Origin of the sequence: Streptomyces griseoviridis (assembly GCF_005222485.1) — a bacterium.
Lineage (GTDB): Bacteria > Actinomycetota > Actinomycetes > Streptomycetales > Streptomycetaceae > Streptomyces > Streptomyces hintoniae.
Genome location: NZ_CP029078.1, coordinates 2066017 through 2082851, shown reverse-complemented (window position 1 = coordinate 2082851; position 16835 = coordinate 2066017). Strand labels below are relative to the sequence as shown.

11 protein-coding genes are annotated in these 16835 nt (G+C 73.8%); 9 read left to right on the top strand and 2 right to left on the bottom strand.

Annotation, left to right across the window (positions count from 1 at the left end):
* Window positions 1-20: 20 nt before the first annotated feature.
* The 7 genes from DDJ31_RS08265 (at window position 21) to DDJ31_RS08235 (ending at window position 9367) form a co-directional block, all read left to right on the top strand.
* Window positions 21-869, top strand: coding sequence for an amino acid ABC transporter permease (locus tag DDJ31_RS08265; protein WP_127180937.1), 849 nt, complete (start codon window positions 21-23; stop codon window positions 867-869).
* Window positions 866-2623, top strand: coding sequence for an FAD/NAD(P)-binding protein (locus DDJ31_RS08260; RefSeq protein ID WP_127180938.1), 1758 nt, complete (start codon window positions 866-868; stop codon window positions 2621-2623). The genes DDJ31_RS08265 and DDJ31_RS08260 overlap by 4 nt, the downstream gene beginning before the upstream one ends.
* A 99-nt stretch (window positions 2624-2722) precedes the next feature.
* Window positions 2723-3484 carry an amino acid ABC transporter ATP-binding protein gene (locus tag DDJ31_RS08255; RefSeq protein ID WP_127180939.1) on the top strand — a complete coding sequence of 254 codons (762 nt, stop codon included), beginning with the start codon at window positions 2723-2725 and terminating at the stop codon, window positions 3482-3484.
* A 29-nt stretch (window positions 3485-3513) separates the two neighbouring features.
* Entirely contained in the window at window positions 3514-4596 is a 1083-nt protein-coding gene (locus tag DDJ31_RS08250) for an LLM class flavin-dependent oxidoreductase (RefSeq protein ID WP_127180940.1), read from the top strand.
* Between the two features lie 13 nt (window positions 4597-4609).
* On the top strand, window positions 4610-5971 hold the full coding sequence (locus DDJ31_RS08245) for an NtaA/DmoA family FMN-dependent monooxygenase (RefSeq protein WP_127180941.1): 1362 nt from the start codon (window positions 4610-4612) through the stop codon (window positions 5969-5971).
* A gap of 996 nt (window positions 5972-6967) precedes the next feature.
* Window positions 6968-7873, top strand: coding sequence for a S1 family peptidase (locus tag DDJ31_RS08240; protein WP_127180942.1), 906 nt, complete (start codon window positions 6968-6970; stop codon window positions 7871-7873).
* A 411-nt stretch (window positions 7874-8284) separates the two neighbouring features.
* Window positions 8285-9367, top strand: a complete 1083-nt coding sequence (locus DDJ31_RS08235; RefSeq protein WP_127180943.1) for a S1 family peptidase — start codon at window positions 8285-8287, stop codon at window positions 9365-9367.
* A 74-nt stretch (window positions 9368-9441) separates the two neighbouring features.
* Here DDJ31_RS08235 and DDJ31_RS08230 read toward each other — a convergent pair whose 3' ends face one another.
* On the bottom strand, window positions 9442-10494 hold the full coding sequence (locus tag DDJ31_RS08230) for a DUF3533 domain-containing protein (protein WP_127180944.1): 1053 nt from the start codon (window positions 10492-10494) through the stop codon (window positions 9442-9444).
* Window positions 10495-10577: 83 nt separating this feature from the next.
* The gene (locus DDJ31_RS08225; protein WP_164785020.1) at window positions 10578-11915 is read right to left on the bottom strand and encodes a GAF domain-containing SpoIIE family protein phosphatase; all 1338 of its coding nucleotides are present in this window, start codon (window positions 11913-11915) and stop codon (window positions 10578-10580) included.
* A 404-nt stretch (window positions 11916-12319) separates the two neighbouring features.
* On the opposite strand from DDJ31_RS08225, the gene DDJ31_RS08220 reads away from it, so the two are divergent.
* Both DDJ31_RS08220 and DDJ31_RS08215 read left to right on the top strand, forming a co-directional pair.
* On the top strand, window positions 12320-15772 hold the full coding sequence (locus tag DDJ31_RS08220) for a DNA polymerase III subunit alpha (protein ID WP_127180945.1): 3453 nt from the start codon (window positions 12320-12322) through the stop codon (window positions 15770-15772).
* On the top strand, window positions 15769-16749 hold the full coding sequence (locus tag DDJ31_RS08215; protein ID WP_127180946.1) for a DNA polymerase Y family protein: 981 nt from the start codon (window positions 15769-15771) through the stop codon (window positions 16747-16749). Before DDJ31_RS08220 ends, DDJ31_RS08215 begins: the two co-directional genes overlap by 4 nt.
* Window positions 16750-16835 lie beyond the last annotated feature (86 nt).

Below are 16835 nucleotides of genomic sequence, written 5' to 3'. Positions count from 1 at the left end.
CTACGTCACGGAGTCTTCGCATGCCTTCCGACACCCTCGCCCACGACCCCGTCACCGCGCCGCCCGCCGACGTCCTGCCGATCGTCCCGCAGCGCCGCCGCGGCCAGTGGGCCGCCGCGGTCGTCGTGCTCGCGCTGCTCGCCCTCGTCGTCGACTCCGTGCTGCGCAACGACGCCTTCCAATGGGACGTCGTCGCCGCCTACTTCACCTCCGACTCAGTGCTGCGCGGACTCTGGCTCACACTCTGGCTGACCGCCGTCGTGATGGTCCTCGGCTTCGGCCTCGGCACCCTGCTCGCCGCGTTCAGGCTCTCCGCCAACCCCGTGCTGCGCGCGGTCAGTTGGGGATACGTGTGGCTGTTCAGATCGATCCCGATCCTGGTGCAGCTGCTGCTCTGGTTCAACATCGGCGCGCTGTACCCGGTGCTGTTCGGCGTGAAGACCGTCGACCTGCTCGGCCCGGTGACCGTGGCGATCGTCGGGCTCACCCTGCACGAGGCCGCCTACGCGGCGGAGGTGGTGCGCGGCGGCATCCTCTCCGTCGACCCCGGCCAGATCGAGGCCGCCCAGGCGCTCGGCCTGAGCCGGTGGCGGCGCTGGCGGCGGATCATCCTCCCGCAGGCGATGCGCGCCATCGTGCCGCCCGCCGGGAACATGCTGATCGGCGCCCTCAAGGGCACCTCCATCGTCAGCGTCATCGCCGTCAACGACCTGCTGTTCTCCACCCAGTTGATCTACCACCGCACCTACCAGGTGATCCCGCTGCTGATGGTGGCCACCCTCTGGTACACCGTCGTCACCTCGGTGCTGAGCGTGGGCCAGTACTACGTGGAGAAGCGCTACGCGCGCGGTACGGAGCGCACCCGATGAGGCCCACCCTGGTGATAGTGGGGGCCGGCCCGCGGGGGACCGGCCTGATCGAGCGCATAGCCGCCAACGCGCCCGAGCTGTACGACGGTTCGAGCCTCGACATCCATCTCGTCGACCCCTACCCGCCGGGCGGCGGACGGATCTGGCGGCAGGCGCAGTCACCGCTGCTCTGGATGAACTCGCACGCCGAGGACGTCACCATGTTCACCGACGAGACGGTGGCCATGGCCGGGCCGGTGCGCGAGGGGCCCACCCTGCACGAATGGGCCGGCGTCCAGGGCCGGCTGTTCGCCGACCGCCGCACCCAGGGCGACTATCTGAGCTGGGTGCACGAACAGGCCGTCGCCGCCCTGCCCGACACCGTCACCGTCCACCACCACGCCCGGCGCGCGCTCAGGGTCGAGGGGGCGCCCGAGGGCCGCCAGCGGGTCTGGCTCGACGGCCGTCCGCGCCCGCTCGTCGCCGACCTCGTGGTCCTCACCCTCGGCCACCTCGACGCCGAACTCGACGAGGAGCAGGCCGCGTTGGCCGCCTACGCGGACACCCACGGCCTGGTCCACCTGCCGCCCGACTTCACCGCGGACAGCGACCTGTCCGCGCTCGCGGCGGGCGAGTCCGTCCTGGTCCGCGGCTTCGGACTGGCCTTCGTCGACCTGATGGTGCTGCTCACCGAGGGCCGCGGCGGGCGCTACGACGGCGACACCTATCTGCCCTCGGGGCAGGAGCCGGTCCTGTACGTCGGGTCGCGGCGCGGTGTGCCCTACCACTCGAAGATCGGCTACGACTGGACCGGCGAACGGCCGCCGCTGCCCCGGTTCTTCGGGCCCGAGCAGGTCGACGCACTGCTCGCCAGGCCGGCCGGGTTCGACTTCCGCGAGGACATCTGGCCCCTGGTGGAGAAGGAGCTGGGGTTCGCCCACTACCACCGGCTGTTCCACGTCCACCCGGGGCGCACCAGCGTGGCCTGGGACGTCTTCGAAGCCAAGTACGCGGCGGCCGAGGGCCTCGCCGAACGGACGGCCCTGGTGGCGTCCGCCGTGCCCGACCCCGCCGACCGCCTCGACCTGACGGCGCTCGACCGCCCCCTGCGAGGCGTGCGCTACGACTCCTTCGAGGACCTCCAGGACGGCCTGCGCGCCTACATAGAAAGCGACCTGACGCGCCGTCATGACTCGGACCACAGCCCCGACCTGGCGGTGTTCCTCGGACTCCTCTCCGTGTACAACCAGTTGATCCGGCTCGGCGGCATCGGCTCCTGGTGGCACGGCTTCTTCAGCTACCTCGCCTCGGGACCGCCGGGACCCCGGCTGCGGCAGCTCCTCGCCCTGTCCCGGGCCGGGATCGTGAAGTTCCTGGGCGCCGACACCGTCGTCACCGCCGAGGACGGCGTGTTCCGGGCGTCGAGTGCCTCCGTGCCGGGCGCCGTCGTCCAGGCCCGCGCGCTGGTCGAGGCGCGGCTGCCGGAACCGACGCTCGGACGGGCCAGGGACGGCCTGCTGCGCGCGCTGCACGCCGACGGCGCCGACGAGACGCCCGACGGACTGCTGCGCGTCGACCCCGTCGACGGGCGCGTCCTCGACCGGGACGGGCGCCCGCACCCCCGGCGGTTCGCGCTCGGGCCGTACACCGACGCCCGAGCCCCGGGCGCCTTCACCCGGCCGCGCACCGGCGGACCCGCCTTCCGGCAGAACGACGCGACGGCCCGGGTCGTCCTGGAGTTCCTGCGCGGACCTGACCGCGACGGGACGACATGAACCGCGCCGCCCGTCCCGCCGTCACCGCCCCGGCCTCTCCCGTTGCTCGCGTTTCTCCCGTTGCCCCTGTCTCTCCCCCTACTCCGAGGGCTGCCCACGATGAGCGTCATGGTCGACATCAGGTCCGTCCACAAGAGCTACGGCGCGCTCGACGTGCTCAAGGGCATCGACCTCCAGGTCCAGGCCGGTGAGGTCACCGTCGTGCTCGGGCCGTCCGGCTCGGGCAAGTCGACGCTGCTGCGGACCGTCAACCACCTGGAGAAGGTGGACCGGGGCACGATCAGCGTCGACGGCGAACTGATCGGCTACCGGCGCTCCGGCGGCAAGCTGTACGAGCTGCCCGAGCGGGAGGTGCTCAGACAGCGCACCCGGATCGGCTTCGTCTTCCAGAACTTCCATCTCTTCCCGCACCTGACCGCGCTGGAGAACGTCGTCGAGGCGCCGGTCAACGCCCTGAAACGGCCCCGGAAGGAGGCCGAGGAGAGCGCCCGCAGGCTGCTCGAACGCGTGGGCCTCGGCGACAAGGCGGACGCCTACCCGAGGCGGCTCTCCGGCGGCCAGCAGCAGCGCGTCGCCATCGCCCGCGCGCTCGCCCTGGAGCCGAGACTGCTCCTGTTCGACGAACCGACCTCCGCGCTCGACCCCGAACTGGTCGGTGAAGTCCTCGACGTCATGCGGGACTTGGCGCGCAGCGGCACCACGATGATCGTCGTCACGCACGAGATCGGGTTCGCCCGTGAGGTCGCCGACACGGTGGTGTTCCTGGCCGAGGGGCGGATCGTCGAACAGGGGCCGCCCGCCGCCGTGCTGGACGCCCCGGCCCAGGAACGCACCCGTGCCTTCCTGTCCAAGGTCCTGTGACGTCCCGTGGTCTTCCCGGAAGGTTCCCCATGACCTCAACGCACGGCCGGGGGCTGCTGCACCTGGCCGCGGCTCTCGACCACGAAGCCGCGTACGACGGCGCCCGGCACCTGGAGTCGGCGCGGCTGGCCGAGCGCGGCGGGCTCGACTTCGTGACCCTCGGCGACTCCTTCGCCCGCCCGGGGCCTGACGCGCTCGCCGTGCTCTCCCGGGCGGCGACCGCCACCACCAGGATCGGCCTGGTGCCCGCCGTCACGACCACGCACACCGAGCCCTTCCGGGTGCAGGCGGCGCTCGCCACCCTCGACTGGGTCAGCCGGGGCCGGGCCGGCTGGTGGATCGACGTGTCGCGCACCGACGACGAGGCCCGCCTGTTCGGCCGCGGACCCGCCGCGCCCGCCGCCGCGCTGTGGCGGGAGGCCGGTGAAGTCGCCGAAGTGGCCGCCCTGTTGTGGGACAGCAGGGAGGACGGCGCTGAGACCGGGGACCCGGCGGGCGGCCGGCTCGTCGACCGCGCCAGACTGCACCCCGTCGACTACACCGGCACCGGATTCTCGGTGCGGGGCCCCTCCCTGGTGCCGCGCCCGCCGCAGGGCCACCCCGTGCGGCTCGTCGACGCCACCGAGGAAGCCGCGAGGACCGTCGCCGCCCGCCACGCCGACGTGGCCCTCGTGCGGGCCGCGAGCCCGGCCCAGGCGGCCGCCGTGCGGGATCAACTGCGCGCCTCGGCTGCTGAGTTCGGGCGGAACCCGGACGGGCTGCGGGTCCTCGCCTGCCTGCTCGTCGACCTCGGGGACGGCGAGCGCGCCGCCGAGCGCGGCCACGGCGGAGGCGGCCCCCGGCAGACCGTGCAGGGTCCGCTCTACCGGGGCGGTCCCGTCGACCTGGCCGAGCTGATCGCGCGCTGGCACACGGCCGGTGTCGTCGACGGCTTCCACCTCGTCCCCGTCGAGCCGGGCCGCGACCTGGAACGGCTCGTCAACGGCACGGTGGCGCTGCTCCAGCACCGGGGCCTGTTCCGCACCTTCTATCCGGGCAGCACCCTGCGCGAACACCTCGACCTGCCCAGGCCGGCCAACCGGTACGCGGCCACGGCGGGGAGCACCTCGTGACCGGGGGTGTCCGATGAGCGCGCGACCGCGCAGCCGCGTCCATCTCGCGGTGTGCCTGCCCGCAGCCGCCACGGCCGCACCGCCGGTGGGCACCGGCGCCGAGTCCGGCGCCCGCTTCCGTTCCCGGTCCCGCTCCGAGGCGTCGTCCCGCTCACCGGTCGACTTCGCGGCCTACGAGCGGCTCGCGCGGACCGCCGAAGCCGGGCACCTCGACTTCCTGCTCCTCACCGAGCCCGCGGGGCTGTGGCCGCGCGAACACCCCGGGCGGGGGCGTGACCTGGACGTCGCCGGCCGGCCCGAGCCGCTCACCGTGCTCGCCGCGCTGACCGGCGTCACCGAGCGGCTCGGCCTCGCCGCCACCGTCGACGCGTCCTTCACCGAGCCCTACGAACTCGCCCGCGAACTCGCCACGTTGGACCATCTCAGCGTCGGCCGCGCGGCCTGGCACCTGACCGGTACCGGCGACGCGCGCGACGGCGGGAACTTCCGGCGCGGCGGCTGCCCCGACCCCGCCGAGCGGGACCGCAGGGCTGCCGAACTCCAGCGGGTGGCGGCGGAGTTGTGGGACTCCTGGCCGTCGCCCGACGAGCCCGCGCGGCCTTTCGCGCACCGGGGGCGGCACTTCGACATCGCGGGCGAGTTCACCGTGCCGCGTCCGCCGCAGGGGCATCCGGTGCTGATCCAGGACGGGAACACCCCGCGGGAGAGGGAGTCGGCCGCCGCCCGCGCCGATGTCGTCGTCACCCGGCACGGCACCCTGGAGGAGGCGCGTGTCCGCTACGCCGACGTGAAGCGCCGGTCGGCGAGGCACGGGCGCGGGCCCGACGACGTGAGGGTCATGTCCGGTGTCGGCGTCGTCCTCGGCGAGACGGCGGCCGAGGCGCGCGAGCGGGCCGCCGCCCTCAGACGCCGCGAGGTGTCACCGCTCCAAGCGATCCTCACCCTGGAGCGGATCTGGGGCACCGATCTCTCCTCCTACGACCCCGAAGGGCCGCTCCCCGACATCGACCCGGTGCCTGACCCGGCGCTCCCGCAGGGGCGGGCCGGGCGCGGTGACACCGTCGCGCTCGCGCAGAAGTGGCGGGCGCTGTCCCGGGAGAAGGGGCTGTCCATCCGGGAGACCGTCATCGAGGCGGGCCGCACCCCGTCGTTCGTCGGGACCCCGGCGGCCGTCGCCGAGGAACTCGTCCGGTTCGTCAGGAACGGCGCCGCCGACGGCTTCGTCCTCGTCCCTGATCCCACGCCGGGCGGGCTCGACGAGTTCGTCGACCGGGTGGTGCCGCTGCTCCAGGAGCGCGGCGCCTTCCGCACGCGGTACCGGGGGACCACCCTGCGCGCACATCTCGGGTTGCCGGAACCGGCACAGACGCGCTGATCAGGGCCGCGACGGGGGGCTGCAACCGGGGCACGGGAGGATTATTCGGACGGTCTACTTCCGGACACCCCGGGGGCCGGACGCCTGATGCCGGCGGGGGCCGCCCGACGACGTTCGCGGACGGCGGTCCGGGCGCGGGCGACGGACCCGCGGTCGCGAAGTCCGGCTGGTCGGAGGCGTGGCGGCGGTGGCGGCGACCGACTGGCGTGCGCATCACGGTGGTTGGTCGCGCGGATGGGTGAAGGGGACGGCTGGAGCGCCGACTTCGACCCTCCGTGCCGGGTCCTCGCGCCCGTCACGGGGAGCGGGCGCCCGCGCCCTGCGGCACGCGTCGGTCGGCGCGGGGGAGGGGTGCGGCGGCCGGTGGGGGGTGTGCCGTGCGGGCCGTGACGGTGTGCTCCGGGGCGGCGGTGATCGCGCCACGCCCTCGGGTCCGGCGGGGAGCCGGTCTGCGTCCTCGGCGGTCGGGGGCCGCAGGGACCGGCGCGGTCGGGGCGGACGGCCGTCCGGGGCCGTCCGTGGTCCTCGCCGACGCCACCAGCGGGAACGGCGGCCACCGTCGCCGTCCGGGGTGACCGGTCGTGCCCGGCCCCGAGGGGCGCGCGGCCGTCGTCCCCGACCGCGCCCCGGTGCCTCCGTGCGCCTTCGCGGACCACCACGGCCGCCCCGGCCCGCGGCCGGGACCCGCCTGATTCTCCGGTGCGAGCACAACCGCCGTCGGGCGCGGGGGAGTTGGGAGCCGTCGGGCATCGCCGTCCGGGGGTGTGCGGCGCGCTCGGGGGCGTCGGCGCGGTATCTAAAGATTCCCCCATGGTTGGTTCAAGGGTTGACGGCCGAAAGGCGCCCTTGCGCCTGTCGGCGGTGCGGCCGAATACTCCCCCTCAGTGCTTGTCAGGGGCATGGCGTATCCGGAATCCGGAGAGCCCCGCACCTGGCTGCGCCTCACGGGCCCGAACCCCACGAAGGCCCCCGACTTCCCATGTGGAGGAACGACAAGTGAGGATCAAGCGCACCACCCCCCGCAGCGGCGTCTCGAGACGGAACCGGCTGATCGCCGTCTCCACCGGACTCGTCGCCGCGGCCGCCATCGCCCTCCCCAACGCGAGCGCCTCGGCCGCCACCCCGTTCAGCACCACCCAGCTCAAGAGCGCGAGCGACTCGGTGCTCAAGGCCGACATCCCCGGCACCGCCTGGGTCGTCGACAGCAAGACCAACCGCGTCGTCGTGACCGTCGACAGCACCGTCTCCCAGGCCGAGATCGCGAAGATCAAGCGGCAGGCCGCGGGCAACTCCGGCGCTCTCACGATCAAGCGGACGCCGGGCAAGTTCAACAAGCTGATCGCGGGCGGCGACGCCATCTATGCGAGTAGCTGGCGCTGCTCCCTGGGCTTCAACGTCCAGGACAACAGCGGGAACTACTACTTCCTGACCGCCGGTCACTGCACCGACGGCGCGGGCACCTGGTGGTCCAACTCGGGTCACACCACCACGCTCGGCACCACCGCCGGCTCCAGCTTCCCGACCAACGACTACGGTCTCGTGCGCTACACGAACTCGTCGGTCGCCAAGGCGGGCACCGTCGGCAGCGTCGACATCACCAGCGCGGGCACGCCGTCCGTGGGCACCACGGTCTACCGTCGTGGTTCCACGACCGGTATCCACAGCGGCCAGGTCACCGCGCTCAACGCGACGGTCAACTACGGCAGCGGCGACATCGTGTACGGGCTCATCCAGACCACGGTCTGCGCCGAGCCCGGCGACTCCGGCGGCTCGCTCTACTCCAACAGCGGGATCGCGTACGGTCTGACCTCCGGCGGCAGCGGCAACTGCACCTCCGGCGGTACGACGTTCTTCCAGCCGGTGACCGAGGCGCTCAGCGCCTACGGGGTGCACGTCTTCTGATCCGCTCCACCGGCATCGGACAGCACCCGGCACTTCGGCAAGGGGCGAGCCCCCGCACGCGACAGCCGTGCGGGGGCTCGCCCCTTGTGCGAGTTCCGTGAACGCCACCGGAGTTGACCGCCCGGATCGCCGAAACGGCCGTCCGCGCCCGGCGAATGGTCGATTTCCAGCCAGGCGCGATCCTTACCCTCTGCCCATGGTTACTCGCTCGTAGTGTTTGCAATGCGAATTTCCTGGCCCCTCCTGCGAACGACGGGCGGCGCGGGCGTGCGCTCCGTGACCGTACGCGCGTCCTGAAGTCGACCTTGTGTGCTCCCCGCGGATCTCGGAATAGTGGCGCACGTCAACCAGCCTTCCGGCCCGTGAGGTCCCCACTACCTCCCGGGTCGACCCCCCACAGGAGGACGCGAGTTGAAGCACCGACGCATACCCAGGCGGCGGACGGCGATGGTAGGCGCGGGAGTTGTCGCGCTGGTCGCCGCGGGAGTCACCTTCCAGACTGCGAACGCCAGTGAGCCGGCGAAGGATTCGGCGCCGCGCACCCTGTCGGCCGCGACGGCCGGAAAGCTCGCCTCGGCCCTCGGCCAGGACCTGGGCGCCGACGCCGCGGGCACGTACTACGACGCGAAGGCCAAGAGCCTCGTCGTGAACGTCCTCGACGCGACCGCCGCGAAGACCGTCGAGGCGGCCGGCGCGCGGGCCAGAATCGTCGAGAACTCCCTCGCCGACCTGAAGAGCGCCCGCACCACGCTCACCCGTGACGCCACCATCCCGGGCACGTCCTGGGTGACCGACCCGACCACCAACAAGGTCGTCGTCACGGCGGACCGCACGGTCTCCAAGGCCGAGTGGGCGAAGCTCACCAAGGTCGTCGACGGCCTCGGGCAGGTGGCCGAGGTCAAGCGCACCAAGGGGGAGTACAAGCCCCTGATCGCGGGCGGCGACGCGATCACCGGCTCCGGCGGGCGCTGCTCGCTGGGCTTCAACGTGGTCAAGGGCGGCGAGCCGTACTTCATCACCGCGGGCCACTGCACCGAGTCGATCTCGACCTGGTCGGACTCCAGCGGCACCCAGATCGGCACCAACGAGCAGTCCAGCTTCCCCGACAACGACTTCGGGCTTGTCAAGTACACGTCTGACGTGGACCACCCGAGCGAGGTCGACCTCTACAACGGCTCCACGCAGGCCATCACGCACGCCGCGGACGCCACCGTCGGCGAGAAGGTGACCCGCAGCGGTTCCACCACACAGGTCCACGACGGCACGGTCACCGGTCTCGACGCCACCGTGAACTACGGCAACGGCGACATCGTCAACGGCCTCATCCAGACCGACGTCTGCGCCGAGCCCGGCGACAGCGGCGGCTCGCTGTTCGACGGCGACGCGGCGATCGGCCTCACCTCCGGCGGCAGCGGCGACTGCACCTCCGGCGGTGAAACGTTCTTCCAGCCGGTCACCGAGGCGCTCTCGACGTTCGGCGCCGAGATCGGCTGACCCACCCGGGCCGGGCCCCACACCGGCCACCCCGAGGTCCCGCCCCGCTCGCGAGGGGCGGGACCTCTCGGCTTTCAGGACGGCCTCGGCTCCTGAACCCCGCGCGCCCCGCGCGCCGTTCGGCGGTCGCTCCGCAGGACCGCGGCCGCCAGGGTGACCACGATCCCGGCGAGCGCCCAGGCCGACAGGACCAGCAACTGGGCTGTCATCGCGTTCCCCTTGAAGTAGGCGATCGAGCGGGCCGCCCAGGTGCCCGCGCCCGGCGGCAGCGCCGGGCCGACCGCCTTCCAGAACGGGGGCAGCATCGGCAGCGGGAAGGCGCCGCCCGCGCTCGGGTTGCCCGCGATCACCACCAGCAGGATGGCGAGCCCGATGCCGACGACGCCGAAGACCCCCTGGAGGGCGAGGGTCGCGGCGCCGACCGCGAACGTCGTCAGGGCGCCGAGACCCCAGAAGGCGACCACGCCGCCGGGCAGGGCGCCCAGGATCGGGCCGACGATCACCGCGCCGCCGAGCCCTCCGACGAGCGACACCAGCGCCATGGCGGCCAGCCGGATCACCGCCCTGCGCAGGTTGGCGGGCCGGGCGCCGGTGCTGATCGCGAGGATCGAGGCGCACAGATAGCCGCCCACGCACCAGCCGATGACCAGGTAGAAGGACGACAGCCCGTTGAAGTCCTGGCCGGAGGCCGGGGACAGATCCCGGGTGCGCAGCGACCGCTGCTCGGCGGCCTCCACGGCGGTGAGCTGCCGCTCCAGGGTGGTGGCGAGGGCGGTGCCGCCCCCGCCGGCGACCAGGAGCGTGTCGGTGTTCCGGTCCGGGTGGACGACCAGGGCGCCGTCCAGCTCCCGGTTCAGGATCTTCGCGCGGGCGGTCGCCTCGTCGGCCACGGTGCGCGGGGCCAGCGGCGAACCGGGCAGCCGCGCGAGACGGGTGACCGTCTGCTGGGCCGCCGCCTGCCGGGGCGCGACCACGCCGAACGGCACGTCCTTGGGCTTCGGGTCGTGCAGGGCGCCCACGTAGGAGGCGATGAACAGCAACTGGAGCGCGATCACGCCGACGACCAGCAGCGTGGCCCGGGGAGTGACGGCGTCCTTCACCTCGTCGAGGAAGGAGGTCTCGGTCATGCCCTCACGCTCCGGGGCACCGGGCGTCCGCGCAGGCGGAGGCGGCCGAACGGCTGTACCGGCGCCGGGGGAGGGCGGCGCGGTCAGGGGCGGTGCGGGACGCGGACGGCGAGGAGCGCGGTGTCGTCGCTGGCCCAGCCGCCGTGGTGGGCGGAGAGCGCCGCGGCGACGTGGTCGATGGTGGCGGCGGCGTCCAGACCGCGGCCGGCCGCCAGGGCGCGGGCGAGATCCACCTCGTCGAACATGCGCCGGCGCGGCCCGGCGGCGCGGGGGTCGGGCCGGGCCTCGCAGGCGCCGTCGGTGTAGAGCAGCAGCAGGTCGCCGGGGGCCAGCCGGAAGCGGACGTCGGTGAGGCGCACGGTCTCCAGCACGCCCAGCAGGGTGCCGGTGGTGCCGAGCCGCTGGACCCGGCCGTCGGCCCTGCGGATCAGCGCGGGCGGGTGCCCGGCCAGGCACACCCGTCCGGCCACCCCGCCCGAGGTGGCGCGGAAGGTGGCCTGGACCGCGGTGAGGAAGCGCGGCGCGCGCTGGGCGAGCATCGCGGTGTTCAGCCGGTCGAGGACCGCGGCGGGCGAGAGGTGTTCGCCGGCGTCGGCGCGCAGGGTGTAGCGGGCCAGCGCGGTGACCTTCGCGGCCTCGGTGCCCTTGCCGCAGACGTCGCCCATCACCGCCGTCCACCACGCCCCGCGGGCCTGGAAGAGGTCGTAGAAGTCGCCGACGACGGTGGCGTCCCCGGTGGCGGGCAGGTAGCGGGCGGCGGTGTCCAGACCGGGCACCGGCCGCAGCACCGGCGGCAGCAGGCTCTCCTGGAGGCTGCGGGCCAGCGCGCTGGAGGTCTCCAGGGCGTTCTCCGCGCTCTGGAGCGCGATGCGCGCGGTGCTGAGGGAGATCCTCAGGTTGACCTCGCTGGAGACCGCGCGGGCCAGGATGCCCAGGGTCTCCAGCTCCTGGGCGGTCCAGGCGCGCGGGCTGTCGTCGATCACGCACATGCTGCCGATCGCGTGGCCGTCCGTGGTCACGATCGGGAACCCGGCCCAGGCGCCCACGCCCCACGGTCCGATCGCCGGGTGTCCCGCGGTGCGCGGGTCCTTCTCCGCGTCCTCGACCACGAACGGCGCGTTGAGGCCCACCGGGAAGTAGCAGAAGCTGTCGCCGACCGCGTTCTGCCAGCTCTCCGCGTCCGTGTACGGGAGGAACGGCACCGACTTCCAGAACGTCCGGCTCTCCCCGACGAACGTCACCGCGGAGATCTTGCACCCGCTCACCGTCATCGCCAGCCGCGTCAGGTCGTCGAACACCGGCTCGGGCCCGCTGCCGACCTGCCCGCTGGCCGCGAGCGCGGCCAGCCGCCCGGGGTCCGCCAGCACCGCGGGCAGCCCGTCGCCCCGCGTGCCGTCCGGGTACTCCAACGCTTCCGCCACAACCCCGCCCGCCTCGCCCGATGACTCGTCCGCCAGACAACCACGCCGCGCCCGCCGAAGACCAGCCGCTCCGGGGGTGGGCCGTCCCGTCCGTCGGGGGCCGACGGAGCCGGACGGCCGGGCGCGGGGGCCGGGGCGCCCGGGTGTCGCGGTGCCGGACAAGGCGTGTCGCGGTGCAGGACAGGGCGTGTCGCCGTGCCGGACAAGGCGTGTCGCCGTGCCGGGCGGGGCGGGCAGTGGGTTTCGGCCACCCCTCGCTCGCCTCGAGAATCGCTGATGTGTTCGAATAAACGCCGCACCCAGTCGCTTACCGGGGAGGATGGGGCTAGGGTAATCGAACGAGCGTACGATGAGCATATGGGGCGTATGGCCGAAAAGGGGGCGTGAGGCAAGGGAGGTGTGGCATGACGGGCTTCGCCCATCTGCATGTGGCGTCCGGCTACTCCGCCCGCTACGGCGCCTCGCATCCCGAGCAACTGGCCCGCAGGGCCGCCGAACGCGGTCTGACGTCCCTCGCGCTCACCGACCGGGACACGGTCACCGGGATCGTCCGGTTCGCGCGGGCGTGCGCCGGGGCCGGGGTGCGGCCGGTCTTCGGCGTCGATCTCGCGGTGACGGCCCTGGCGCCCCCGCCGCCCGCCGCGCGCCCGCGCACCCCGGCGCGCGGCGGCGCGCACGTCGTCGAGCCGCCGCTGCGCTTCACCCTGCTGGCCCGGGACCGGGCGGGCTGGGCGCGGCTGTGCCGGATCACCTCGGCCGCCCACGTCGGCGCCCTGTCGGGCACCGCCCCTGTGGTGTCGTGGGAGGCGCTGCGCGAACACGGCGGCCCGGGGCTGACGGTGCTGCTCGGGCCGCTCTCCGAGCCGGCGCGGGCGCTGGCGGTGGGCCGGGAGGACGTCGCCGAGCGGCTGCTGACACCGTGGCGGGAGATCTTCGGCCCCGGGCTCCGGCTCGAAGTCGTTGCGCAGAAACGTTCCGGCACCGGGCCGGGGTCGCTCCGGCTCGCCGCCCGCACCCTCGCCCTGGCCGACCGCACCCGCACCACCGCCGTCCTCTCCAACGCCGTCCGCTACGCCGACCCCGACCAGCACCGCCTCGCCGACGTCCTGGACGCCGCCCGGCTGCTGCGCCCGATCGACCGGCGCCGCCTGGACAGCGGACAGCGCTGGCTCAAAGGCCAACGGGAGATGACAGCCGTCGCCCGGATGGTCACCGAATGCGCGGGAGCCGACCCCCGGCGCGCCGAACGGCTGCTGGCGGACACCGCCGCCACGGCCGCCGAGTGCGCCGTCGACCCCCGGGCCGACCTCGGACTCGGCACCCACCACTTCCCCGAACCCGCCCTGTTCGGCGCCCCGCCCGGAGCCCGCGGCGCCGCCGGGCTGCTGCGCCGGCAGAGCGAGGAGGGCCTCGCCCGCCGCGGCCTCGACCACGACCCGGACGCGCGGCAGCGGCTGGAACAGGAACTCGAAGTGATCTCCACGCTCGGCTACGACTCGTACTTCCTCGCCGTCGGCCAGGTCGTGACCGACATCAGGGCCAAGGGCATCCGGGTCGCCGCCCGCGGCTCGGGCGCCGGATCGCTGGTCTGCCACGCGCTGGGCATCGCCACCGCCAACCCGCTCGACCACCGGCTGCTGTTCGAACGGTTTCTGAGCGTGCGCCGGGGCTCGCTGCCCGACATCGACATCGACGTGGAGTCCGCCCGCCGCCTCGAGTGCTACGACGCGATCTTCGAACGGTTCGGCAGGGAACGGGTCGCGGTCACCGCCATGCCCGAGACCTACCGGGCCCGCCGCGCCCTGCGCGACACCGGCCTCGCCCTCGGGATCGCGCCCGCCGACGTCGACCGGATCGCCAAGAGCTTCCCGCACCTGCGCGCCTCCGACATCACCAGCGCCCTCACCGAACTGCCCGAACTGCGCGAACTGGCCACCGAGGCACCCCGGTTCGGGCCGCTGTGGGAACTCGCCGAGGGCCTCGACTCACTCGTCCACGGCATGGCCATGCACCCCTGCGGAGTCGTCATCAGCGACGCCACCCTGCTGGACCGGCTGCCCGTCCAGCCCACCCCGCAGGGCGACTACCCGATGGCGATGGCGGCCAAGGAGGAGATCGAGGCGCTCGGCAACATCAAACTCGACGTGCTGGGCGTGCGGATGCAGTCCGCGATGGCGCACGCCGTCGCCGAGATCGAACGCGTCACCGGCGACCGCGTCGACCTCGACGACCCCCGGCAGGTGCCGCTCGACGACGTCTTCGCCTTCAAGCTCATCCAGGAGAGCCAGACCCTCGGCCTGTTCCAACTGGAGTCGCCCGGACAGCAGGACCTGCTGTCCCGGCTCCAGCCGCGCGACCAGCAGGACGTCATCGCCGACATCAGCCTCTTCCGCCCGGGTCCGGTCGCGGGCGGCATGCCCGAGCGGTACATCGCCGCCCGGCACGGCGGGACACCGGCGTACGCCCACCCCGACCTGGAACCGGTGCTCGCCGACACCTACGGCGTGACCATCTGGCACGAGCAGATCATCGAGACCCTGCACGTGATGACCGGCTGCGACCTCGCCATGGCCGAGATCGCCCGGCGCGCGCTCGGCGACAAGCAGCGGCTGCCGAGGATCAGGGACTGGTTCCACCGGCAGGCACGGGCCCGCGGCTACCACACCGCCGTCCGCGACGAGGTCTGGAGGACCGTCGAGGCGTTCGGCGCGTACGGCTTCTGCCGCGCCCACGCGGTCGCCTTCGCCGTCCCCGCCCTGCAGAGCGCCTGGCTCAAGGCGCACCATCCGGCGTTCCTGCTCGCCGGGTTGCTCGAACACGACCCCGGGATGTGGCCCAAGCGGGTCCTGGTCTCCGACGCCCGCAGGCGCGGGGTCCCGATCCTGCCGGTCGACGTCAACCACTCCCGGGTGACGCACACCGTGGAGAAGGCCGAAGGGGACCGGTGGGGGGTACGGCTCGCGCTGTCCGCCGTGCACGGCATCGGCGCGGAGGAGTGCGCGCGCATCGAGGCGGGCCGACCGTACGGGTCGCTGTCGGACTTCTGGCAGCGGGGCCGCCCCAGCCGGCCCGTCGCCGAACGGCTCGCCGGGATCGGCGCCCTGGACTCACTGCACGACGGCCGCCTCACCCGGCGCGATCTCCTGCTCCAGATCACCGAGTTGCACCGCCAGTCCCGTACCAGGACCGCGGGCGCGGGCCAACTCCCCTTCGACACCGGCGCCGTCGGCGGGGCCGAGCCCAGCGGACTGCCCGAGATGACCGGACGCGAGGCGCTGGGAGCGGAGTTGGGCACGCTCGGCATCGACGTCTCCCGCCATCTGATGGAGCATCACCACCGGCTGCTGCGCGAGATCGGCGCGACCGACGCGGCCCATCTGGCCGGACTGCGGGCCGGCCGCCAGGTGTTGGTGGCCGGGGTGCGGGCCTCCACCCAGACCCCGCCGATCGCCAGCGGCAAGCGGATCATCTTCGTCTCCCTGGAGGACGGCTCGGGCCTGGTCGACCTGGCGTTCTTCGAGGACTCCCACCCGGCCTGCGCCTACACCGTCTTCCACAGCGGGCTGCTGCTGGTGCGCGGCACGGTCCAGGTGCGCGGCAGCCGCCGCACGGTCGTCGGCACCATGGTCTGGGACCTGGACGAGATCGCCGCCGCCCGCCGCGACCACGGTCCCGAGGCCGCGCTCGCCCTGCTCGGCGAGAGCCGCCCGCACCCGACCCCCGCCCAGCCGCGGCGCACCCTGGCCAACGGCACCACGGGTGCCCGCCTCCACCCGTACGCCGACCTCCAGCCGGCCGGCAGCCGGTCGGCCGACCTGAAGAAGTTCGGCCACACCAGTCCGGGGAGCGCGGGATGAGCACACGGCAGCGGCACATCGCCCACCTCCATCTGCACGCCGTGCCGAACGAGGAGCAGTACGCCCAAATAATCGAACTGATGTCTGGTATCACGCCTCATGTGCAGGCCGTGCCGCCCGACGCCTTCCAGCTCGACCTGACCTCCGCCCTGCGCTACTTCGACCTGTCCCCCTACGACCTGGTCCAGACGGTGCTGCTCCGGCTGAAGGCCCACCACGGCATCGACGGCAGCGCCGGGCTCGCGGGCAACCGGATGCTCGCCGCGATGGCCGCCGACGCGTCCGGGCCGGGGGAGACCACCTGGGTCAGGGAGGGACAGGCCGCCGCCTGGCTGTACCCGCGCCCGGTCACCGCGCTGCCCGGCGTCGGCCGGGTCACGGCCGACACCCTCGGCCGGTACGGTCTGCACACCATCGGCCAGGTCACCGACCTGCCCGCCGCGACCCTGCAACGGCTCCTCGGCACGGGCTCGGCCCGGCTGCTGGCCGAACGCGCCCGCGGCCACGACCCCCGACCCGTCACCCCGTCGGAACCGGCCGCCCAGCTGGCCGCCGACCTCGTGCTCGACCGGGACTGCCTCGACCCCGACCGGCACCACCGCGCCGTCCTCGGCCTCGCCGACCGGATCGGCCAACGCCTGCGCGGCGACGGGCTGATCGCCGGCCGGCTCACCCTCACCGTGCGGTACGCCGACCGCAGCTCCACCACCCGCACCTGCGCGCTCCCGGAGCCGACCGCGCACTCACCGGCCCTCGCCGCCGCCGCGCTGGGGCTGTTGAACGGCCTCGGGCTGCAACGGGCCCGGGTGCGGGCCTTCGTGGTCCGCGCCGACGGCCTGCTGCCCGCCGAACGCGCCCACCGCCAGCTCTCCCTCGACCCCGGCGCCGACCGGGCCCGCGCGGTCGAGTCCGCGGCGGACCGGGCCAGACGCCGCTTCGGCCCGCAGGCGGTACGGCCCGCGGCACTGGCGGACTGACGGCTCCCTGTGAACCCGGACGCCGGACATGAACCCGGACGCCGGGCTCCGGAGCCGGGCCGGAGCCGGAGCCGAGGGCGCAGTCG